Below are 22,275 nucleotides of genomic sequence, written 5' to 3'. Positions count from 1 at the left end.
ATTCAGTAGAGAGGGGGCGAGCCTGATGCTAGCACCTGAACAGTTGGAGCGAATCAATTTTCTCGCCAACAAAGCCAAGACAGATGGACTGTCATCAGAAGAGATGGACGAGCAGCAAGCGCTGCGCCAACAATATTTGCAAGCGTTCCGCCAATCATTCAAATCGCAAATGATGGGGATGAAGGTCGTCGATCCGGACGGGAACGACGTAACGCCTGAAAAATTGAAAGACGAGCAGAAACGACATCGCTCGGAGTGACCACGAATGCACATCCTATTTCATATAGGGTGTGCATGTTTGTTATACGCGAACGGCGATCAGGAGGACTTAATGGACTGATTTTGGACGAAAGGAAGTAAACGATTCCATCTAATGTGTTATACTAATTAATTAGTTGTGACACACGAATGAGTATGCTAAAATATGACGGGTAGAAACTTTGTAACAACAGAGAGGATGAAATTAGTGGAAACAACTACTAAAGAATTATTAGCGATTAACTCGATTCGGACGCTCTCGATTGATGCGGTCCAAAAAGCGAACTCTGGTCACCCGGGGATGCCGATGGGTGCGGCTCCGATGGCGTTCACACTTTGGACGGATAAGATGCGTCACAACCCGAAAAACCCGAACTGGTTCAACCGCGATCGGTTCGTTCTTTCAGCGGGACACGGTTCGATGCTCTTGTACTCGCTTCTTCACTTATCTGGTTACGACCTTTCACTCGACGATCTCAAATCGTTCCGTCAAATGGATTCGAAGACGCCTGGACACCCAGAGTACCGTCACACGGCTGGTGTCGACGCGACGACTGGACCGCTCGGCCAAGGGATTGCCATGGCAGTCGGTATGGCGATGGCTGAAAAACATTTGGAAGCGACTTACAACCGTGATGAGTTCAAAGTGGTTGACCACTTCACATACGGGATTTGCGGAGACGGTGACTTGATGGAAGGCGTGTCGGCAGAAGCTGCCTCACTCGCTGGTCACTTGAAACTCGGAAAGCTCGTCGTCCTTTATGATTCAAACGACATCTCACTCGATGGCGACCTTCACAAGTCGTTCTCAGAAAGCGTCGAAGATCGTTTCAACGCTTACGGCTGGCAAGTGATTCGCGTTGAAGATGGCACGGACATCGATACAATCGCGAAAGCAATCGACGAAGCGAAGGCGGAAACGTCGAAACCGACCCTCATCGAAGTGAAGACGGTCATCGGTTTCGGTTCACCGAACAAGTCAGGGAAATCGGCCTCACACGGCGCGCCGCTCGGCGAAGCTGAAATCGAACTCACGAAGCAGTTCTATAAGTGGGAAGGCGAAAACTTCTACGTACCGACCGAAGTGTACGACTTGTTCAACGAGAAAGTCGTTGAGCCAGGTGCCAAAGCGGAAGCGGACTGGAACGAACTCGTCGCGGCTTACAAGTCGTCACACCCTGAACTCGGTGCACAGTTCGAGCGTGCAGTGAACAATGAGCTCCCAGAAGGTTGGGACAGCGAGTTGCCGACGTTCGAAATCGGTTCGAAGAAAGCGACACGTCAAACGAGCGGTGAAGTATTGAACGCAATCGCTAAAGCGGTGCCGACACTCTTCGGTGGTTCGGCTGACCTCGCAGGCTCGAACAACACGATGATTAAAGGTGCTGCAGACTTCGATGAAGATCCAGCAGGCCGCAACATCTGGTTCGGCGTCCGTGAATTCGCAATGGCAGCTGCCGTCAACGGTATGGCACTCCACGGTGGTGTCCTTCCTTACGGCGCGACATTCTTCGTCTTCTCAGACTATTTGCGTCCAGCGGTACGACTCGCGGCCCTCATGGGAATCCCATCGACGTTCGTCTTGACACACGATTCAATCGCGGTCGGCGAAGACGGCCCGACACACGAACCGGTCGAGCACTTGATGAGCTTCCGTGCGATGCCAAACTTGTCTGTTCTCCGTCCGGCTGACGGAAAAGAGACGATTGCGGCTTGGAAGCAAGCAATCACAACGAAATCATCACCATCACTTCTCGTCTTGACGCGTCAAGCGTTGCCAGAACTCGAAGGCACGTCGATTGAAGAAGCGGCTAAAGGTGGCTACGTCGTCGCCGGTAACTCGAGCGAGGCGGACGTCCTCCTTCTCGGTACAGGTTCTGAAGTACACGTCCTCGTCGAAGCTCGCGAAGCACTCGCGGCTGACGGCGTGAACGCGGCTGTCGTCTCGATGCCTTCGTGGGAATTGTTCGAAGCACAGTCAGCAGAATACAAAGAATCGGTCCTTCCTTCGTCAATCACGAAGCGTGTCTCGCTTGAAGCGGGCGCGACACTCGGCTGGTACAAATACGTCGGATTCGGCGGTAAAGTACTCGGAATCGACAAGTTCGGTGCCTCTGCCCCTGGGGATCTCCTCATGAAAGAATATGGCATGTCGGTCGACAACGTCGTCGCTGCTGTCAAATCACTTTAATCGCTTACTATCAGTGGTGGCCCGGAGTTTTGGGTCACCACTTTTTTTACAGACGACTAGCGAATTAGCGTAATATAGTGTATAGTAAAAAACGATGTTTCATATGGTAGAGGAGGTTAAGCCTTGAGTACATTATTCTGGATTCTTCTGATCGTGGCAGCACTAATCGGGGGTATTGCGATCGGTTTCTTTATCGCTCGTAAATACATGATGAACTACCTCGAACAGAACCCACCGATCAACGAAGATATGATTCGTACATTGATGATGCAAATGGGTCAAAAGCCGTCACAGAAGAAAGTCAACCAAGTGATGCGCGCCATGAACGTTCAAATGAAGAACGAAAAGAAATAAACTGGATCGACCGAAGCACTTTGCGCCCGCAAAGTGCTTTTTGTATCCATTTTTTGTTAGACAATCGAACAAACTTTCGCTAATCTAAAAGAATAGTCTGAATTCAAGACAACATAGGGGGTGTTTCAGATTCGTGTATTCAAACAATTGGCTTGGTTCTTCAAGCTCGAATGGCGGACGTATGCGCTCGGTATCGTCCTACTCATGTTCGTTGCGGCGCTCGAACTCGTGCCGCCACGCATCATCGGCCGAATCGTCGATGAGATCAACCGAGAATCGCTCGAAACAGATTTATTGTGGATGTTGCTCGGCGGGCTCGCGGCCGTCGGCATCGGAAACTATGTGGCCCGCTTCTTCTGGCGGTACTTCATCTTTGGGGCTTCAATTCGGCTCGGTCGGATGTTGCGGAGTCAGCTCTATCGCCATTTCACCGATTTAGATCAACGTTTTTATAAGAAGTCGCGGGTCGGGGATTTGATGGCCCATGCGACGAACGATGTCCAAGCCGTCTCGACGACGGCGGGTGCGGGGATTTTGACGCTCGTCGACAGCATTACCATGGGGACGTTCGTCATCATCACGATGGTGACGACGATTAGTTGGAAGTTGACGGTCGTAGCGCTGTTGCCGCTGCCAATCATGGTCGCGTTAACGACACGATACGGCAAACTATTACATAATCGGTTCGGGGTCGCTCAGGCGGCGTTCTCCGAACTGAATGACAAAGTCCAAGAGAGCGTCAGCGGTGTCCGGGTATTGAAATCGGCCGGGGAAGTCGGCCGCGACGTCGACTCGTTCGAGAAGTTATCCGACGAGGTCATGGCGAAGAACGTCCGCGTCGCCAAAATCGATGCACTATACGACCCGACCATCTTCGGAATCGTCGGCCTCTCGTATATCCTATCGATTGGCTATGGTGCCTATTTGATTGAACAAGGCGAGCTGACAATCGGTCAAATCGTCAGTTTCACGGCGTATCTCAGTTTGCTCACTTGGCCGATGCTTGCGTTCGGCTGGCTGTTCAATATCGTCGAACGCGGTCGTGCGTCTTATGACCGAATCGAGCGAATGCTCGCCGTCAAACCTGAGATTCAAGATGACCCGATGGCGGCGACGAAACTTGCCTATTCGGAGATTGAGGCGGACATTCATGCCTTCCGCTATGACGAGACACCCGTCTTACAAGACGTGTCGTTCCGAATCGAACGCGGTCGCACGCTCGGAATTGTCGGACGGACAGGCTCCGGTAAAACGACAATCGTTCGGTTATTGACGCGGGAGTATGACGTCCATGACGGCACGATTAAAATCGGGGGCATCAATATCCGACAGGTGAAAAAGTCACTTCTGCTCGACAAGGTCGCCGTCGTCCCGCAAGACCACTTCTTGTTCAGCGACTCGATTGCAAACAATATCGCGTTCGGTAAACCGGAAGCAAAACTTGACGAGATTATGGAAGCAGCTAAAATCGCCGAAGTGCATGATGACATCATGCGGTTACCAGAAGGTTATGCCACGCTTGTAGGCGAACGGGGCGTGACGCTATCGGGCGGCCAAAAACAACGCATCTCGATTGCACGTGCCCTCATGATCGAGGCAGACGTATTGATTCTAGACGATGCTCTCTCCGCCGTCGATGCGAAGACGGAAGAAGCGATCATCGAGCATTTCCGGGCCGGGAATCCCGATCAATCTCGGTTGATTGTCGCGCACCGACTGTCTGCGGTCGAGCACGCCGACGAGATTCTCGTTCTCGAAGACGGTCGTATCATCCAACGAGGCCGGCATCAGGACTTGATTCGCGAACCGGGATGGTACAAAGATACGTATGATCGTCAACAGCTCGAAGCAATCGTAGAAGGGGGTGGCCACCATGAAGCATGACGTTCAGGAATGGGCGGTCATCAAACGTCTATTGGCGTATACGAATCGTTACTCACGCCCACTCAGTCTCGCTTTCGTCTTTTTGTTGCTCGCCACCGGTGCGAAGCTCGCGGGACCGTTTTTAATCAAGGTCTTTATTGATGAGTTCGTGACGCCAGGCGTCTATCCGACGAACTGGGTCGTCACATTGCTCGTCGTTTATTTGGTCTTGCATGTGTCGGCGATCATCTTCGACTATTTACAGTCGATTTCATTCCAAAAAATCGCCTTAAAAATCGTTCAAAACATTCGGATGGATATTTTCCGTCACGTCATGGGCATGCGGCTCGCCTATTTCGACCGGACGCCAGCAGGCGTACTCGTCTCGCGGATTACGAACGACACCGAGGCGGTCAAGGAGCTGTACGTCGGAGTGATGAGCACGTTCGTCCAATCGGCCGTGCAGCTGCTCGGGACATACGTGTTCCTTTACATCCTCGAACCGACGCTCGCAACGATGGGGCTCGTGCTCGTGCCGTTGTTCTGGCTCATCATCTGGGTGTATCGTCGCTACTCGACGAAGTACTTCGCGCAAGTGCGTGATCTGCTGTCACAATTGAACGGACAGTTGAATGAGTCGATTAACGGGATGGGAATCGTTCAACAGTTTCGTCAAGAAGAGCGGCTTGTCCGCCAATTCGAAGAGACGAACGAGGCCCACCAAGAAGCACGTTATCGGAACTTGAAGCTCGACAGTATGTTGTTGCGACCGATTATCGAATTGTTGCTCGCCTTCTCCATCATCGGGCTGCTCGGCTATTACGGCGTCTTGTCAACGACCGAGCAAGTACAAGTTGGGGTCGTCTACGCCTTTATCAGCTATATCGAACGAATCTTCCGTCCCGTGCTCGATATCATGCAACGATTGAGTGAATTTCAACAGGCGGTCGTTTCGGCGGACCGAGTCTTCAAAGTCTTGGACACGGATGAACCGGCCCCAGGTAAGAGCTTAGAGGGAACGGCTGAAATTGGCTCCGGGGAAGTACGCTTCGAAAACGTCACGTTCAGCTATGACGGAGAAGTCGACGTATTGAAACACATCTCGTTCGTCGCCAAGCCGGGAGAGACAGTCGCACTCGTCGGTCATACCGGGAGCGGGAAGAGTTCAATTATCAACTTGTTGACTCGGTTCTATCCGTATCAATCAGGAAAAATCACGATTGATGGGCATCCGATCGAGCAGTTCGAGGAAGCCGAGCTTCGAGCCAAAGTCGGCCTTGTGCTCCAAGACCCGTTCTTGTTCACGGGGACGATCGAGGACAACTTAAAACTATTTAACCCGACGATCGACTCGGACAAAGTTCGGGAAGCAGCTGAGTTCGTCCAAGCCCATACGTTCGTCGAGAAACTCGAGGCCGGCTACGGGCATACGGTCGGTGAACGGGGGGCGACGTTCTCGAGCGGGGAACGGCAATTGCTCGCGTTCGCCCGGACGGTCGCCCGGGATCCGAAAATCTTGATTTTGGATGAGGCGACGAGTTCGATTGATACCGAGACCGAGGAGCGCGTTCAACTCGCCCTCGAGCGGATGAGACGTGGTCGGACGACGATTGCCATCGCACACCGGCTCTCGACAATTCAAGATGCCGACTTGATACTCGTCCTCCATCGAGGTGAAATCGTCGAACGAGGTAATCATCAATCGTTATTGAAACAAGACGGGCTCTACAAAAAGATGTATGAACTTCAATCAGGCCAACGTCTGATGTCATAAATTACAAAAAAAGACGCCGATATCGGCGTCTTTTTTCCATGGAAAAGGCTCTCCGCAAATGAGATGCGGAGAGCCGTTCATTTAAAAAGTTAGGTGTTCTGAAGCATGTATAGCCAGGACGTGACGTGTGATCAGCTTGTCTAACTCTTGGCTGACGTGAATCACTTCAGGAGACGTCCAACTGTGCTGCGAAGCGATTTCGTACAGTTCATCGCGTTTCTGTTCAATGGCAAAATGTAAGTTTTCAGCTGTGATGACCGCCACGGTGTTTCCCCCATCATTATAAAGTCAAAAGTGTTACTTAGGAATATCCAAATCTTAGCATCTAACACTACTGTTTACAAGTTTCATTTCCATTTCAAAGATTACAATTTCTATCAAACAATCGTTGCAGAAAAAGATGCGAGCATTTTGAAAAGGTTTTCGCTATAATGGGGCTGAAAGGTGGAAGATCGCATGGAAGTTACCCTTTGGCTCGCATTTGGGGCGGGCGTCTTGTCATTTTTGTCTCCGTGCACGCTACCGTTGTATCCAGTCTTTTTATCGTATATCACTGGGGTCTCTGTCTCTGATTTGAAGAGCGAAGGACTGCGGCAGCGCACGGCATGGTTTCATACGTTCTCATTCCTCTTCGGTTTCTCTATCGTCTTTCTCGTGCTCGGTTTGTCGACCTCGCTGATTGCCGACGTGTTCATTCAATACAAAGATAGTTTGCGCATGTTCGGTGCCATCCTTATCTTCGTATTTGGTGTCTTCTTGGCAGGTCTCTGGCAACCACGTTTTATGATGCGCGAGAAAAAACTCGCATTAGGAGAGCGCAAGAGCGGCTATTTTGGGACGGCACTCATCGGAATCGGATTCGCAGCAGGGTGGACACCTTGTACCGGACCGATTCTTGCTGGCGTCATCGCCCTCGCGGCGTCGAACCCGAGTCAGGGAATGGGCTATATGTTGGCGTACGTCATCGGCTTTGCCATCCCATTCCTCGTTATGGCCGGTTTTGTCGGCAAAATCAAGTACTTGGCACGCAATAGCGCCAAGGTAGCAAGATTCGGAGGCTATTTGATGATGGCTTTCGGCGTCGTATTATATTTTGATGGAATGAACCGCTTCGCTGCTTGGATGAGCGAATTAGTAGGATTCACCGGATTTTAAAGGGGTTGACCGAATGTCGATATTTTGGGGATCGACCCTCGTCGCACTGATGATGGGCTTGATTGCGAGCTTCGTTCGCGTCAAAGCGTCAGCACGTCCGACGAATGCGAAAAAGATTTTGATTCCGCCGCTGGCGATGTCGACGGGCATGTTACAATTTCTCGTCCCGGCGTTTCGGCTGACTTGGCTCGAGGTCGGAGAGGCGCTGATCGTGGGATTGATTTTCAGCGTGTTCCTCATCAAGACGTCGAATTTCGAGAAACGTGACGGAGAGGTGTACTTGTCCCGTTCGAAAGCGTTCTTTATCGTCGTGTTTGTCTTATTGGCCATCCGGACGGTTATGAAGGCGTTTCTCGGGGACGAGGTAAACATATTCGCGACGGGCGGCCTGTTCTATTTGATCGCCTGGGGCATGATTGTCCCGTGGCGCATCGCCATGTATCAAAAGTACAAACAAATCGTAGCATCATAAACGGCGTCCCTTGCGAGGGACGCCGTTTTGTCGATTAAGAAGATTTTTTGGTCAGGGCTGCCTCGGTCTCGGCATCGATTCCGGTGTTGGCCTTGACGAGAATCCGTTCGAAGTTTCCGGCGACTTCATCTGACTTCGTCACGTACGTCCCGACGATAGCGGCGAGGAAACCGAGCGGGATCGACACGATGCCCGGATTCGTGAGCGGGAACAGAGCCTCACCGATAAAGATGGCGGAACCGTCCGGCGCCCATACGTTCGGGCTGATGGCGACGAGGAAGAGTGACGAGAACAAGCCGACAATCATGCCGAACACGGCTCCTCCGGTGTTAAACCGTCTCCAGTAAATCGTGAACAAGATGACCGGCAAGTTCGCACTGGCGGCCACGGCGAAAGCGAGCGAGACGAGGAAAGCGACGTTCATCGACTGTGCGAAAAACGCGAGTCCCATCGAGACGAGGGCGACAGCAATCGAAGCGATGCGGGCAGCCGTGACTTGTTCTTTCTCAGTCGCTTCCCCCTTACGGACGATATGTCCATAGAAGTCGTGGGCGAATGCCGAGGCGGCCGAAAGGACGAGGCCGGCGACGACGGCAAGGATCGTGGCAAATGCAATCGCCGCGACAAAGGCGAACAACAAGTCGCCGCCGAGCACTTGGGCCAGGAGCGGTGCGGCCATGTTGCCGGCCGGGTTGGCGGCGATAATGGCATCCGAGCCGACGAATGCGGCAGCCCCGAATCCGAGGAAGATTGTCAATATGTAGAACGCACCGATGATCCATGTCGCATAGACGACCGATTGGCGTGCTGTCGGTGCATCTTTGACCGTGAAGAAACGGATAAGGATGTGGGGCAGCCCCGCCGTCCCGAGGACGAGTGCCAAGTTGAGCGAGATCGTGTCGAGCGGGAGCTTGAACTTGTTGCCCGGGTTCAAGAAACTGTCGCCGAGCGGCGTCGCCTTGCTCACTTCCGAGAACATGGTGAAGACAGAGAAGTCAAAGCGAGCGAACACGAGAAACGAGATGATGGCGGTCCCGATCATCAATAGCACAGCTTTCGTGATCTGTACCCATGACGTCGCGGTCATCCCTCCGAAGACGACGTACACCGTCATCAAAATCCCGACGACGACGACACTCGTCGTGTATGGGATGCCGAGCAATAACTCGATGAGCGCGCCGGCCCCGACGAGCTGGGCGATCATATAGAAAATCGAGATGACGATGGCGTTCATGGCGGCGACACCGCGCACGCGCGGTTTGTTGAATCGAGCCGCAATCATATCGGCCATCGTATACTTGCCAAGGTTACGGAGCGGCTCGGCCACGAGGTAGAGCACAACGAGATAAGCCACCAAGAAGCCGATTGAATAGAAGAAACCGTCAAATCCGGCGAGGGCAATCATCCCGGCAATCCCGAGGAAAGAAGCTGCCGACATATAGTCCCCGGCGATGGCGAGCCCATTTTGGAAACCGGTCAACCCTCCATCGGCCGTATAAAAGTCGCTCGCGGTCTTCGTTTTACGAGCGGCGAAGAACGTGATGACGAGCGTGAGCCCGACAATCGCGAGGAATAATAAAATAGCGGTCCAGTTCATCGGTCGTCCTCCTCTTGTTTGATGGCGGTGACGAGTTCGTCAAACCGACGGGCCCGGCGGCTGTACATCACACAGAACGTCCAGGTCATAAAGAATTGGGCGAAGGCGAGCACCCAGGCCCATGTGATGTCTCCGGCGACCGGGATATTCAAAAAGGTGAAGTAACTTGTCGAGATTGGCAACGTGAAGTAGAAGATAAGGGAGAAGATGATGGATGGAACAATGAACCGATTCTTTTCTCGCATCAGTTTGTGAAACGTCTGGCTCTCGACAATCGCTTCGGCGGAGCGGGTACTGTCGGTTTGCGTGACATGTGTGACATCATGCATATAAAAACCTCCTTCGGCATCAAGATACGTACATTATAGAAATGTAAATAAAGGAAAAGCTATCCATTTTTTATTGCAGAAAACGAAATTGTTATACTAATATTGGTCATACCACTTTAATGTAAGCGTTTCCAATATTGTCTATATTATGAACATTATCTTTAGATAGTTATCACTCGTGAAAAGGGTACTTTTGACCTATTAGTCGTATGGCACAATTTCGTAAGCAGGAGACATAATCAGTCGGCTACGATGAGTCGACATCAAGGGGTGAACAAAAAGACGCCAGGCACATGTCCTGACGTCTCGTCTCATTGTTGGAAGTAATGTTGATACACTTTCCAGTCGATTTGCTCTTCTTCAAGTGCCTTCTTTAAGAACTTATGGTCCCGCTTCGGAGTTGCGGCGATATAGCCTTTGACGACGAGCTCGGTCGTCATTTCACGTGCCCGGGTCTCGAGGGCGAATTGTCCGATCTTACCGGCGATCTTGCGGATGGCGACGTCGCGGAACAGCTCTGGTACCGGCGTGACGAGGCGGTCGAGCAACGTTCGCGTCTCCGGCGTCCATAAGTGGCGTGTCTTGTCGATGTAGTCATCCTCGATGTCGAGGAGTGAGCGTCCGTCTTCTTTTGGCATTCGTTTCAAAAATTTACGGAACATAAAGTAACCGCCGATCGACATTAACCCGATCATCACGAATCCCCAGAAGACAATGAAATACATCATCAAGTTTTCTGGCATCGTCTTTCCCCCGTTCTGTCATTTCACGATCATTCAAGCTAAGTATACAAAAAAGGGGCGCGATACAAAAGCTACAGCTATCCGTTCCCTACTATAAAGATGGACGAAACGGGCCGGTTTCGTTAGAATAGATAGCGTTGCAGTGAGCAAGACATCGTATAAATCGTATTGTCCAGAAAGGAAAGAGCCATACATGAATCAATTAAAACAAGAAGTTGAGAAGCGTCGTATTTTCGGCATCATCTCGCACCCGGATGCAGGTAAGACGACGCTGACGGAGAAGTTGCTCCTCCACGGAGGCGCCATCCGGGAGGCGGGGACGGTCAAAGCCCGCAAAAATTCCAAGCATGCCAAGTCGGACTGGATGGAAATCGAGAAACAACGTGGGATCTCGGTCACCTCGTCGGTCATGCAGTTCGTCTATCAAGATAAGGTCGTCTCAATCATGGACACGCCCGGACACAACGATTTCGGGGAAGACACGTACCGTGTGTTGACGTCGGTCGATAGCGCCGTCATGGTCATCGATGCGGCCAAAGGGATTGAGACGCAGACGAAGAAATTGTTCCAAGTCTGTCGGATGCGGGGGATTCCAATTTTCACGTTCATGAACAAATTGGACCGCCAAGCGAAAGACCCGCTCGAACTCATGGAAGAGCTCGAAGAAGTGCTCGGCATGCCTTCGGTCGCCGTCACGTGGCCGATCGGGAGCGGGATGCAGTTCGAAGGGGTGTACGACCGCCTGAAGAACGAAGTCCACTTGTTCCGGGGTGAGAAAGGGACGCTCACGTTGAACGAGGACGGCGTCAATGACCCGATTCTCGCCGATTATTTAACGGAAGAGAACTTGACGAACCTTCGAGATGAAATCGATCTTCTCGACGGTGCCGGCAATGAAATCGAAGTCGATGCGATTCAGCACGGGAAATTGACTCCGGTCTTTTTCGGGACGGCCCTCGTCGACTTCGGCGTGACATCGTTCTTGAACCACTATCTCGCCATGTCACCGGCCCCTGAGGCCCGTAAGTCGAATGTCGGTCCAATCGACCCGACGTCAGAAGACTTCAGCGGCTTCGTCTTCAAGATTCAAGCGAACATGAACCCGGCCCACCGTGACCGCATCGCCTTCGTCCGCATCTGTTCGGGCGTGTTCGAGCGCGGCATGGACGTCACACTCACGCGGACAGGGAAGAAAATCAAATTGAGTCAATCGACGCAGCTCATGGCCAACGACCGGGAAACGGTCGATCAGGCGTTCGCTGGAGACGTGATCGGGATTTACGATTCGGGGACATACCAAATCGGCGACACGATCACGACGTCGAAACAGAAAATCGCGTTTGAGGCGTTGCCGACGTTCCCGCCTGAACTGTTCATGCGCGTCTCGCCAATCAACTCGCTCAAGTCGAAGCATTTCCACAAAGGTGTGGAGCAGCTCGCCCAAGAGGGAGCAATTCAAGTGTATCGCAACGAATACAACGAGATTTATCTCGGTGCGGTCGGTCAACTCCAATTCGAAGTGTTCGAGTATCGCTTGAACAACGAATACGGCGTCGACATCCGTATGGAGCCGGTCTCGTACAGCGTCGCACGTTGGGTGAAGGACAAGGAATTGAAGGCGCTCAAGCCCTTCCAGGACTCACGCAACATGCTCGTGACGGATCGTTGGGAGCGTCCTGTGTTCTTGTTCGCCAACGAGTTCACGTTCGATCGCTTCAAAGAACGGTATGAAGATGAGCTCACGCTCGTCGACGCCCTCGACGTCAACGTCGAGATTGGCGCAGAATAATGATTGAAGACGGCTCTTGTCCAAGGGCCGTCTTTTCTTGTTTCAGTGAGTCCGACGCTATTGATAAGTTTTACTTATGACTAATTTGTGACGGAATGTATTTTACGTCACGCTATAGTTGTATTATGATAAACATGTGATAAGTAAGCGATTACGGCACGTGCCGGCATCGCCGCTTTCAAAAAGGGGGATATCGTATGGAACAGACGAACGTATTAGACGCTTTCAAATCTCGGACGCAGTTCGAGGTCAATGGACAAGCGTACGATTATTACCGGCTTAAAAAGCTTGAAGAAGAAGGGGTGACGGAACTTAGTCGACTTCCGTACTCGATTCGCGTATTGCTCGAATCTGTGCTTCGTCAACAGGATGGCCGTGCCATCACGAAAGAACATGTCGAGAACTTGGCTAAATGGGGTACTGCCGAAGTTTCGAAAGACATCGATGTTCCGTTCAAACCGGCTCGTGTCGTCCTTCAGGACTTTACGGGTGTACCGACGGTCGTTGACCTCGCCTCACTTCGCAAGGCGATGGCTGACCTTGGTGGAGACCCGAACAAAATCAATCCTGAAATCCCGGTTGACCTCGTCGTCGACCACTCGGTCCAAGTCGATGCGTACGGTTTTGCCGGCGCACTCATGAAAAACATGGACATCGAGTTCGAGCGTAACGAAGAGCGCTACAAGTTCTTGCGTTGGGCCCAGACGGCGTTCGACAACTATCGCGCCGTTCCGCCTGCGACAGGAATCGTTCACCAAGTCAACTTGGAGTACTTGGCGTCGGTCGTCCTCGAGAAGAATGACGGAACGGGCAATGTCGCCTATCCAGACTCGCTCGTCGGAACGGACTCGCACACGACGATGATCAACGGTCTCGGCGTCCTCGGTTGGGGTGTCGGTGGAATCGAAGCCGAGGCGAGCATGCTCGGACAACCGTCTTATTTCCCGGTACCAGACGTCGTCGGCGTCAAAATCATCGGTGAAGTCAATCCGGGTGTCACGGCGACAGACGTCGCGCTCGTCGTCACAGAAATGCTCCGTAACGAGAAAGTCGTCGGCAAGTTCGTCGAGTTCTTCGGTCCATCGCTTCACACGATGCCGCTCTCAGACCGGGCAACGATTGCCAACATGGCGCCTGAGTATGGTGCGACTTGTGGCTTCTTCCCAGTCGATACAGAGACGCTCAACTATATGCGCACGACAGGTCGCCCAGAAGAATTGATCGACCTCGTCGAAGCCTACTCGAAAGCGAATGACTTGTTCTACACACCAGATCAAGCGGACCCGTCGTTCACGAAGACGCTCACGCTCGACTTGTCGAAAGTACAACCGTCGCTTGCTGGACCGAAACGTCCACAAGACCGAATCAACTTATCAGACCTTCAGACAGCGTTCGTCGATAGCGTGACGGCACCAGCCGGACACAGCGGCTTCGGTCTTGAAAAATCCGAGCTTGAGAAGAAAGCAGCTATCAACTATGCAGACGGCTCTGTCGACATGCGCACGGGTGACGTGGCGATCGCAGCGATCACAAGCTGTACGAACACATCAAACCCATACGTCATGGTCGGAGCAGGTCTCGTCGCGAAGAAAGCTGTCGAACGCGGTCTCACGGTTCCAAAATTCGTGAAGACGTCGCTCGCACCGGGCTCGAAAGTGGTTACCGACTACCTCGACAAAGCCGGTCTCACGCCATACCTCGACCAACTCGGTTTCAACACCGTTGGGTACGGATGTACGACATGTATCGGAAACTCGGGTCCACTCGACCGCGAAGTCGAAGAAGCGATCACATCGAACGATTTGCTCGTCTCATCGGTCCTCTCGGGGAACCGTAACTTCGAAGGCCGAGTCCATCCGCTCGTCAAAGCGAACTTCTTGGCGTCACCGCCACTCGTCGTCGCTTACGCACTCGCTGGATCGGTCAACTTCGACATCATGAACGAGTCGTTCGGAACGGACAAAGATGGCAACGAGGTCTTCTTCAAAGACATCTGGCCATCAAATGATGAAATTAAGATGGTCGTTCAAGATGTCGTCTCACCAGAAGCGTTCCGGAAAGAGTACGACACGGTGTTCACAGGGAATGAGCGTTGGAATGCCCTCGACGTGCCAGAAGGCAACTTGTATGACTTCTCGGACGATTCGACGTATATCCAAAACCCACCGTTCTTCGAAAACCTCGAGCCAGAAGCGGGAGAAGTACATGCGTTGAACGGACTCCGCGTCATCGGGAAGTTTGCTGATTCGGTCACGACCGATCACATCTCACCAGCTGGAGCATTCTCGAAAACGACACCAGCCGGCCAATACCTTCAATCGAAAGGTGTCGCACCGCTCGACTTCAACTCGTATGGCTCACGCCGCGGGAACCACGAAGTCATGATGCGCGGTACGTTCGCGAACATCCGTATCCGTAACCAAGTCGCACCTGGCACTGAAGGCGGCTTCACGACGTACTGGCCGACTGGCGAAATCATGCCGATGTACGATGCAGCCATGAAGTACAAAGAGCAAGGCACAGGCCTTGTCGTCTTCGCTGGAAACGACTACGGTATGGGCTCGTCACGTGACTGGGCAGCCAAAGGGACGAATTTGCTCGGCATCCGTGCTGTCATCGCGCAAAGCTTCGAACGGATTCACCGCTCGAACCTCGTCATGATGGGCGTATTGCCACTTCAGTTCATGGACGGGGAGTCAGCTGACTCACTCGGACTCACAGGCGAAGAAGCGATCGACATCCAAGTCGACGAGTCAGTCCGCCCACGTGATATCCTGAACGTCAAAGCAACACACGAGAACGGCACAGTGACCGAGTTCAAAGTCATCGCGCGCTTCGATTCAGAAGTCGAGATCGATTATTACCGTCACGGTGGCATCTTGCAGATGGTTCTCCGCAACAAATTGAAATAAGCAACATAGCCTTCCTTTGCAAAAAGGAAGGTTTTTTTGTGAATATGCGAATAAAAGGTGAGAGGATGACTCATATCGGGAAGAGAATGGGGAGAGGGGGGAGTGTATGGAACGACAGACGAAATCAGGTAAAAACTGGTGGCAACGGCTGACGCAAAAAGAGGAAGTGCCGGAGGAAGAGTTCGACCTCACGCTTCCGCAGTTGCGAGAAGCCATCCATAAATATGAACAGACGTTACCGAAAGGCGTCAATCGCACGGTCTTGCTCGACGAAACGCAAGAAATCGATTTGGCTCGACTGAAAAAACACTTGCCCGGTAAACCGAGACAGCGGTTCTATATGTCAAAAGAGACGTTTCATATCGTCCCTGAGGACGAACGGGAATTGGTCTATGAGATGGATCAAGTACAACGGGCGCTCGATTTATACTTTGAACAAGAAAAAAAAATACCGTTTCGAAAATTTCAACAGACACTGCAATTGGATTTGACTCGATTACGTGAAGGCGGCTACTTGAAAGTACTGCCGAAACGGCCCTATTACGTCGTTGACGAGACGTTAATCGTGTCCTTGGAACCGAAACCGCCAGAGTGACGACACGCCATCGTCACTTTTTTTGACATGGTCGTCCGAGCACGTCGCGGGGTTGAGTCTGGTTTACAAACTATGTTACGGTGGAAAACGTATATGAAAATAAGAAAATTGAATAGGAGTGAGATTATGGAAAGGAAAAGCCAAGTGACGACCGTTTTTCTCGTTTCAGCCATCATTACGGTCTTATTCACGATCTGGGGTGTCATCCCAGAGAGCGTCCTCGGTAACGGCAGTCTCTTGAACGTGACGACGAAACTGCAGGGCTGGCTCTCGAACGGCTTTGGCTGGTTTTATTTACTCAGTGCGACCGGAATTCTACTCGTCGCCATCTTTTTAATCTTCTCGAGGTTCGGGTCAATTCGACTCGGGAAAGATACGGATCGTCCGGAATTCGGGTATCTGTCATGGTTCGCCATGTTGTTCAGTGCCGGGATGGGGATCGGACTCGTCTTCTGGGGGGCAGCCGAACCGCTTTCACATTTTCACGCGCCGCCATTCGATTCGGGCACACCTGAGGGCGATGCCCGAACGGCGATGCAATATTCGTTTTTCCACTGGGGCTTGCACCCATGGGCGATTTACGCGATGATCGCGCTCGCCATTGCTTACTCAACGTTCCGGAAAGGGCGTCCGGCGACGATCGGGGAGACCATCGGCTCACTCGTCAAAGACCGCTACGAAATACCGGTCAAACGGACGGTCGATGTGTTGGCCATCATCGCGACCGCGTTTGGTGTGGCGACTTCGCTCGGCTTCGGGGCCCAGCAAATTGCTGGCGGGATTCACTTCTTGATTCCGAACGTACCGAACGCGTTCTCGACCCAATTGATTATCATTGCCGTCGTAACGGTACTCTATATGATCAGTGCCTCGACGGGGCTTGAGAAAGGGATTCGTATCTTAAGTAATACGAACATCTTTCTCGCCATCGTCCTCTTGATCGCAACGCTCATGGTCGGACCGAGTGCATTCATCCTCGATCTGTTCACACAGACGATCGGGACATATTTGCAACAGTTACCGTCGATGAGTTTCCGGACGGCCGCGTTTGAGCCGGTGGAACGCGAATGGATCAACGGATGGACGATTTTCTATTGGGCTTGGTGGATTTCATGGTCCCCGTTCGTAGGGACGTTCATCGCTCGTGTCTCAAAAGGACGTACGATTCGTGAATTCATCATCGGAATTCTACTCGTGCCGACCTCGTTCGGTCTGCTCTGGTTCTCCGTCTTTGGCGGTGCGGCCATCTGGGCTGATTTGAACGGTGGGGCAAACTTGATTGCAACGGTCAACGAAATCGGCACGGAAGTCGGTCTGTTCGCCTTGTTCGAGACGTTTGGTGGCTTTGGCACGATCCTTAGTGTCGTCGCCATTTTCTTAGTCTCTGTCTTCTTCATCACGTCAGCGGACTCGGCGACATACGTGCTCGGCATGTTGTCGACGAACGGAAAACTTGTGCCGCCGATGCGGATCAAGCTCATCTGGGGTCTCATTCAGTCATCGATTGCCGCTGTGCTCTTATACGTCGGTGGACTCGGAGCGCTACAAGCGGTCGCCATCCTGGTCGCTTTCCCGTTCATCTTCGTGTTAATTTTGATGATTGTCGCCTTGTTCAAAGATTTGTCTGATGAACCGGACGAACGGGACAAGTATATCGAAGCGTATAAGCAGGAAGAAGAAGATAAGCTCGGATAAAAGGAAAGGGTCTCGGTCGAGGCCCTTTTTTGGTTGTAAATGTTTTGCAGGACCCTCTCGCTAGTGTAGGATAGTAAGTGAAGAAGATTGGGAGGGCATTCTATGAAACAACATGTTAAAAAGCGATTGAGTTGGGTGATTTTTGCGGGAATCCTCATTGTCGGCGCCCTGCTTGCCTATAACTTTTACTCGATCATGAACTTGAATGACGACGAGGGCCGTGTCAACCGGGCCGAACCGTTTTATACATCCGTCGTAATCGGCTATGAAGAGAAAAAATTGCCTGAAAACGGCGAGACGTTGGAAGTTCGTGAATATGAAGTGACATACGATGAGGACGGTCACTTCGTGTCCGAGGTCGTGGAGGGCCCTAACGTTGGTGCCCGGGCCGAGTGGGACGGAACCGTTTATCGTGAGTTCAACCCGGACGGCGAGGAGACAAACAGTCAAGAGACGAGCTCCGGTGCCGTGGCTCCGCACCCATTCTTGTCGCGCGCGACGAATGAACAGATTCGTAAATGGCTCGACGATGGGACGCTCGGTTCGAGCGAAGGTGATGTCGATATCATCGGACGGACCGCGCAAGCGTTCGTCAAGAAAGAGTCACCTGAAGCTGTCCCGGCAGAATGGGTCGAAAAGTACCCATCGATATTCAGTGAAGACGACAATGAAGAAGCGGTCACGTATTACGTCGACGCGAACGAGCGAATCTTGCTCGCTGCCGAATCACGAAACAACGGGAAGTTGTTCCATTCGATTCGGATGACTTCTTTTGAATCACGATAATCCGGCGAGGAGCAGACTAAAACGTCGGCTCCTTTGTCGTCTAAAAAGGAGAATACTATGAAACAGATCACCTTGGATCAAGTGCAATCGGACTTGACAGCGTGGGAAGCGGGTGGACGCATCGAGGAAGCGGCGCTATTGTCTTACGCCCATTGGTCGCGCGCGACCGGCCACCGTCAAGAGTTGATTCGCACCTTGACGCTCCTCGCAACGAAACGGTTCGAAGCGCGCCAGACCATCGACCCGTTATTACATCGTTGGGTCAAGGAATTGGAGTCGCTCAACGCATTACCGCCAGCTCTCCGCGTCAGTCAATTATACGAAGTGTTGCGACGTCATAAACAACATTTGCACGTCGAATGGCCGAAATTACGTGAGGCGGATTACGCGTCGATGAAAGTCCAAATTTTAACCGAATACGAAGCGAAGACGTCGGAACTGCTCGAGCAACTTGAACAGCTTCACGACGAGATTGACCGTGCCAAATCCGACCTTCGGGACTCGGAATTCAAAGGACAGCTCGAGCGGTTATTCCTTGTCGTCATCGAGGCGATGCAAGAAGTGGCCGCACTCGAAGATGACACGGCCTCGCTCTTGGCATCGATGCAAGGCAATTACTTCAGCCGTGAGGCGTTCCACCGTTTCGGTGAGCGGGTCGGGCTCGTCAAACAGCGACTCGCCATGATCGTCGAACATTTGCCGGAACAGACGGAACAAGTTCGGTCGAGCGCGATTGAATCACTCGAGGCGATGATCGGGCTCACGGACGTGAAGCAACGTGTCAAAGCGTGGTACCGCTTCCTCTTGTTCCAAAAAGAACGGGAGAAGGCAGGCTTCTCGTCCAAACACCAACCTTCGCTCCATCTCGTGTTCACGGGAAACCCAGGCACCGGTAAGACGACGCTCGCGCGTCTCATGGCCGATATATATTTTGAGCTCGGTCTACTCGCTCGTCCCGACGTCGTCGAGGCGGATCGGTCGAGTCTCGTCGGCGCGTTCGTCGGACAGACGGAAGAGCAAGTCATGAACAAAGTGAAAGAAGCCGAGGGCGGAGTCCTGTTCATCGACGAGGCGTATGCGCTCAAACGTCAGGATGCGAGCGGGAGTGACTATGGACAGGCAGCCATCGATACGCTCGTCGCCGCGATGACGAGTGGTGAGTACGCTGGAAAATTCGTTGTCATCCTCGCCGGTTATCCGGAAGAGATGCGTCACTTTCTATTGGCCAATCCGGGACTACGTTCGCGTTTCCCGGAATCAAACCATTACGAGTTGCCGAACTACAGTGATGACGAACTCGTCGCCATCGGCGAGAAAGTGGCCGCGGAGAACAATTACGTCCTGACGGTCGAGGCGAAGCGCGCCTTGATTGCGCGGATTGACCGGGAACGGGTCGACGCCACGTTCGGGAACGCGCGCACGGTGCATAACATTTTGCTCGACGCCATGTTCAAAAAAGGGTCCCGCTTCGGTGCCGATGCTCCGCTCGACGAGATGGCCTTGTTGACGGAGCTCGATTTCGAGATGGATGCGACCGAGGACACGTCAGCCCCGACGCTCGACGACTTGGTCGGGATGGAAGAGGCGAAACGGCAACTGCGTGAAATCGAGGCGCTCGTCACGATTCAAAAACGGCGCCGCGAACTTGGATTGAAGACGGCTCCGGTCCAACTTCATGCCGCACTCGTCGGCAACAGCGGAACAGGGAAGACGACGTTCGCTCACCTTTATGCCCAACTGTTGAAGAAGACCGGTTACTTGAAACGCGGACACTTAAAAGTCGTCAGCCGAGCCGATCTCGTCAGCGGTTATGTCGGTCAGACGGCACAGAAGACGAAGGCTGCCATCCGCGATGCACTCGGCGGTGTGTTGTTGATTGACGAGGCTTATAGTTTGAACGGCGGACCGAACGATTACGGTCGTGAAGCAATCGATACGCTCGTCGACGAGATGCCGAAGCACGGGGACAACCTCGTCGTCGTCATGGCGGGATACGAAGCGCCGATGCGGCGATTGATCGAGTCGAATCCTGGACTGAGTAGTCGGATTAAGCGCACCATCCAGTTCGAGGATTACTCGACCGACCAACTCGTCGAGATTGCCAAGACATATGCCGGGAAATTTGGCTATACGTATGACGAGACGGTGGAGCAAGCGCTTAAAGAGCGACTGACTGGTATCGACCGGCCGAACGCGCGGACGGCGCTGTCGTTGATTGATGAAGCCATCGCGAGACAGTCATACCGTTTGATTGAAGGACAGGCTGAAACTGACGACTTGAATCAGATTTTAGTAGTAGATATTAAGACCAAGTTATAATATAATGACCTTGAAAGCGAGGACGATTTAATGCATACGATTCAGATTCCGGTCCGCTACCAAGAGACCGACATGATGGGCATCGTCTATCATGCGAACTATTTAGTGTATCTCGAAATCGCTCGTACTGAATTATTGCGCGAGCTCGGGGTCGAATATAAAGACATGGAACAGGCGGGCTTCGTCTCTCCGGTGACGAACGTCTCGGTCGACTATAAGAAGAGCGTCACGTTCGGCGATACGGTCCACGTCCGGGTATGGGTCGACAGCTATTCCAAAATCCGGACCGTCTATGGCTATGAGTTGACCGATCAAGACGGACATCTCGTCGGTTCGGCGAAGACGACCCACGTCGTCGTCAAACAGGGCGACTTCAAGCCGGTCCGTCTCGACCGCGAGTTTCCAGAATGGCATGACATGTATATGCGTGTCATGAGTCCCGTCACATAACAGTGGTTCTTTTGTACCGTCAGTATGGTATCATATCTTGACGGTATTTTTTGTACAAAGAAAGGGGAAGATCGCATGCGAAAACCATCTCTGTTGATGGTATGCTGCGCCTTGACGCTCACATTGGTGGGCTGTACCACAAGCGACCAAAGCAAAACGGAAGAAGCCGAGAACAAACCGGCCGACACCGAACAACAAACAGAAACTCCGGCCGATACGCCGAAGGATACAGAAGACGAAGTGGTTGAAGAAGCTCCGGCGCCTGAAGCCGAGCCCCCGGCAGAAGACGAGCCTGCGGAAGAACCGGCAGCAGACGAACCTGAGGCCGAAGAAGCACCTGTTGTGGAAGCACCGCCTGTAGAAGAACCGGCCCAGACGCCGAGCCAGCCACTCGAACAAAACGGGACGGCGAACGTGAAACTCGATACGCTCATCCTCGTCAATAAACAAATCGCCTTGCCGGCCGGTTACAAACCGACCGACCTCGTGACGGCGAATATCGATTTTGTCGACACGGCGTCCGGGGAGCGGAGAATGCTCCGTAAGGAAGCGGCACAGGCAATCGAAAAATTAATGGCCGGTGCGAAAGCGGCCGGAATCGATTTAAAAGGGACGAGCGCGTTCCGTTCATACGACTATCAAGTGCAATTGTTCAACGCCTATGTCGCCAAAGACGGAAAAGAACAAGCGATGAAGTATTCGGCACCGCCGGGTCATTCAGAACATCAGACGGGACTCGCCATCGACGTCTCGAGCGCCTCGGTCGGGTATCAATTGACACAGAGCCTTGAACAGACGAAAGAAGGCAAGTGGTTGGCCGACAATGCCCATACGTATGGGTTCATCGTCCGCTATCAACGCGCCTATGAGGCGGAGACGGGTTATATGTTTGAACCTTGGCACTTACGCTACATCGGGGTGGAGCATGCGACGAACGTTCATAAGACGAACGTCCCGTTTGAACGCTATCTCGAGCAATCCATGAATTAAGGG

The 22,275-nt window shown here is 52.5% G+C and carries 19 protein-coding genes; 15 read left to right on the top strand and 4 right to left on the bottom strand.

All coding sequences use genetic code 11. The features are described 5' to 3' along the window. The first annotated feature begins 25 nt into the window (after window positions 1-25). From KNP68_RS00460 to KNP68_RS00440, 5 genes are all read left to right on the top strand, one after another. Window positions 26-259, top strand: coding sequence for a DUF896 domain-containing protein (locus tag KNP68_RS00460; RefSeq protein ID WP_021067586.1), 234 nt, complete (start codon window positions 26-28; stop codon window positions 257-259). Between the two features lie 198 nt (window positions 260-457). Continuing rightward, entirely contained in the window at window positions 458-2,449 is a 1,992-nt protein-coding gene (gene tkt, locus KNP68_RS00455) for a transketolase (protein ID WP_029595351.1), read from the top strand. Window positions 2,450-2,572: 123 nt separating this feature from the next. After that, window positions 2,573-2,803, top strand: coding sequence for a YneF family protein (locus KNP68_RS00450; protein ID WP_021067584.1), 231 nt, complete (start codon window positions 2,573-2,575; stop codon window positions 2,801-2,803). Between the two features lie 129 nt (window positions 2,804-2,932). After that, window positions 2,933-4,687: an ABC transporter transmembrane domain-containing protein gene (locus tag KNP68_RS00445; protein ID WP_214756657.1), complete on the top strand. Its 1,755-nt coding sequence runs from the start codon at window positions 2,933-2,935 to the stop codon at window positions 4,685-4,687. Then, window positions 4,677-6,440: an ABC transporter ATP-binding protein gene (locus tag KNP68_RS00440; protein WP_214756574.1), complete on the top strand. Its 1,764-nt coding sequence runs from the start codon at window positions 4,677-4,679 to the stop codon at window positions 6,438-6,440. The genes KNP68_RS00445 and KNP68_RS00440 overlap by 11 nt, the downstream gene beginning before the upstream one ends. Window positions 6,441-6,521: 81 nt before the next feature. On the opposite strand, the gene KNP68_RS00435 is transcribed toward KNP68_RS00440, so the two are convergent. Continuing rightward, window positions 6,522-6,704, bottom strand: coding sequence for an aspartyl-phosphate phosphatase Spo0E family protein (locus KNP68_RS00435; protein ID WP_214756575.1), 183 nt, complete (start codon window positions 6,702-6,704; stop codon window positions 6,522-6,524). 192 nt (window positions 6,705-6,896) lie between these two features. On the opposite strand from KNP68_RS00435, the gene KNP68_RS00430 reads away from it, so the two are divergent. Beyond that, window positions 6,897-7,595, top strand: a complete 699-nt coding sequence (locus tag KNP68_RS00430) for a cytochrome c biogenesis CcdA family protein (RefSeq protein ID WP_021067580.1) — start codon at window positions 6,897-6,899, stop codon at window positions 7,593-7,595. 19 nt (window positions 7,596-7,614) lie between these two features. After that, entirely contained in the window at window positions 7,615-8,067 is a 453-nt protein-coding gene (locus KNP68_RS00425; protein ID WP_034797347.1) for a CcdC family protein, read from the top strand. 34 nt (window positions 8,068-8,101) lie between these two features. Here the strand turns inward: KNP68_RS00425 and KNP68_RS00420 are convergent, their stop codons facing one another. From KNP68_RS00420 to KNP68_RS00410, 3 genes are all read right to left on the bottom strand, one after another. Further along, the gene (locus tag KNP68_RS00420; RefSeq protein WP_131471210.1) at window positions 8,102-9,664 is read right to left on the bottom strand and encodes a solute symporter family protein; all 1,563 of its coding nucleotides are present in this window, start codon (window positions 9,662-9,664) and stop codon (window positions 8,102-8,104) included. After that, window positions 9,661-9,993, bottom strand: a complete 333-nt coding sequence (locus KNP68_RS00415; protein WP_021067577.1) for a DUF485 domain-containing protein — start codon at window positions 9,991-9,993, stop codon at window positions 9,661-9,663. Before KNP68_RS00415 ends, KNP68_RS00420 begins: the two co-directional genes overlap by 4 nt. 311 nt (window positions 9,994-10,304) lie before the next feature. Next, entirely contained in the window at window positions 10,305-10,736 is a 432-nt protein-coding gene (locus KNP68_RS00410) for a DUF2621 domain-containing protein (RefSeq protein WP_021067576.1), read from the bottom strand. Window positions 10,737-10,929: 193 nt separating this feature from the next. Here KNP68_RS00410 and KNP68_RS00405 point away from each other — a divergent pair, with 193 nt between their 5' ends. The 8 genes from KNP68_RS00405 to KNP68_RS00370 all read left to right on the top strand — a co-directional run bounded on the left by KNP68_RS00405 (window position 10,930) and on the right by KNP68_RS00370 (window position 22,272). Further along, window positions 10,930-12,525, top strand: coding sequence for a peptide chain release factor 3 (locus KNP68_RS00405; RefSeq protein ID WP_058763801.1), 1,596 nt, complete (start codon window positions 10,930-10,932; stop codon window positions 12,523-12,525). Window positions 12,526-12,722: 197 nt separating this feature from the next. Then, window positions 12,723-15,437, top strand: coding sequence for an aconitate hydratase AcnA (gene acnA, locus KNP68_RS00400; protein ID WP_214756576.1), 2,715 nt, complete (start codon window positions 12,723-12,725; stop codon window positions 15,435-15,437). Window positions 15,438-15,543: 106 nt separating this feature from the next. Continuing rightward, the gene (locus KNP68_RS00395; protein WP_214756578.1) at window positions 15,544-16,032 is read left to right on the top strand and encodes a DUF3939 domain-containing protein; all 489 of its coding nucleotides are present in this window, start codon (window positions 15,544-15,546) and stop codon (window positions 16,030-16,032) included. 126 nt (window positions 16,033-16,158) lie between these two features. After that, on the top strand, window positions 16,159-17,727 hold the full coding sequence (locus KNP68_RS00390; protein WP_131471207.1) for a BCCT family transporter: 1,569 nt from the start codon (window positions 16,159-16,161) through the stop codon (window positions 17,725-17,727). Window positions 17,728-17,829: 102 nt separating this feature from the next. After that, entirely contained in the window at window positions 17,830-18,513 is a 684-nt protein-coding gene (locus tag KNP68_RS00385; protein ID WP_029595361.1) for a hypothetical protein, read from the top strand. Between the two features lie 57 nt (window positions 18,514-18,570). Beyond that, window positions 18,571-20,832, top strand: coding sequence for an AAA family ATPase (locus KNP68_RS00380; protein ID WP_214756579.1), 2,262 nt, complete (start codon window positions 18,571-18,573; stop codon window positions 20,830-20,832). Window positions 20,833-20,862: 30 nt separating this feature from the next. Then, window positions 20,863-21,282: an acyl-CoA thioesterase gene (locus KNP68_RS00375; protein WP_021067569.1), complete on the top strand. Its 420-nt coding sequence runs from the start codon at window positions 20,863-20,865 to the stop codon at window positions 21,280-21,282. A 75-nt stretch (window positions 21,283-21,357) separates the two neighbouring features. After that, window positions 21,358-22,272: a M15 family metallopeptidase gene (locus KNP68_RS00370; protein WP_214798387.1), complete on the top strand. Its 915-nt coding sequence runs from the start codon at window positions 21,358-21,360 to the stop codon at window positions 22,270-22,272. Window positions 22,273-22,275 lie beyond the last annotated feature (3 nt).

Origin of the sequence: Exiguobacterium sp. s50, assembly GCF_018618175.1 — a bacterium.
In the GTDB taxonomy this organism is placed as follows: Bacteria; Bacillota; Bacilli; order Exiguobacteriales; family Exiguobacteriaceae; genus Exiguobacterium; species Exiguobacterium chiriqhucha.
The sequence above is the reverse complement of the archived record's forward strand: the minus strand, read 5'-3'. Positions and strand labels throughout refer to the sequence as shown.

What these genes read in the sequence shown, in the direction of transcription:
- KNP68_RS00460 (WP_021067586.1), top strand. Translation starts at nt 26, where the DNA reads ATGCTAGCACCTGAACAGTTGGAGCGAATCAATTTTCTCGCCAACAAA.
- tkt (WP_029595351.1), top strand. Translation starts at nt 458, where the DNA reads ATGAAATTAGTGGAAACAACTACTAAAGAATTATTAGCGATTAACTCG.
- KNP68_RS00440 (WP_214756574.1), top strand. Translation starts at nt 4,677, where the DNA reads ATGAAGCATGACGTTCAGGAATGGGCGGTCATCAAACGTCTATTGGCG.
- KNP68_RS00430 (WP_021067580.1), top strand. Translation starts at nt 6,897, where the DNA reads ATGGAAGTTACCCTTTGGCTCGCATTTGGGGCGGGCGTCTTGTCATTT.
- KNP68_RS00420 (WP_131471210.1), bottom strand. Translation starts at nt 9,664, where the DNA reads ATGAACTGGACCGCTATTTTATTATTCCTCGCGATTGTCGGGCTCACG.
- KNP68_RS00415 (WP_021067577.1), bottom strand. Translation starts at nt 9,993, where the DNA reads ATGCATGATGTCACACATGTCACGCAAACCGACAGTACCCGCTCCGCC.
- KNP68_RS00410 (WP_021067576.1), bottom strand. Translation starts at nt 10,736, where the DNA reads ATGCCAGAAAACTTGATGATGTATTTCATTGTCTTCTGGGGATTCGTG.
- KNP68_RS00405 (WP_058763801.1), top strand. Translation starts at nt 10,930, where the DNA reads ATGAATCAATTAAAACAAGAAGTTGAGAAGCGTCGTATTTTCGGCATC.
- acnA (WP_214756576.1), top strand. Translation starts at nt 12,723, where the DNA reads ATGGAACAGACGAACGTATTAGACGCTTTCAAATCTCGGACGCAGTTC.
- KNP68_RS00395 (WP_214756578.1), top strand. Translation starts at nt 15,544, where the DNA reads ATGGAACGACAGACGAAATCAGGTAAAAACTGGTGGCAACGGCTGACG.
- KNP68_RS00390 (WP_131471207.1), top strand. Translation starts at nt 16,159, where the DNA reads ATGGAAAGGAAAAGCCAAGTGACGACCGTTTTTCTCGTTTCAGCCATC.
- KNP68_RS00385 (WP_029595361.1), top strand. Translation starts at nt 17,830, where the DNA reads ATGAAACAACATGTTAAAAAGCGATTGAGTTGGGTGATTTTTGCGGGA.
- KNP68_RS00380 (WP_214756579.1), top strand. Translation starts at nt 18,571, where the DNA reads ATGAAACAGATCACCTTGGATCAAGTGCAATCGGACTTGACAGCGTGG.
- KNP68_RS00375 (WP_021067569.1), top strand. Translation starts at nt 20,863, where the DNA reads ATGCATACGATTCAGATTCCGGTCCGCTACCAAGAGACCGACATGATG.
- KNP68_RS00370 (WP_214798387.1), top strand. Translation starts at nt 21,358, where the DNA reads ATGCGAAAACCATCTCTGTTGATGGTATGCTGCGCCTTGACGCTCACA.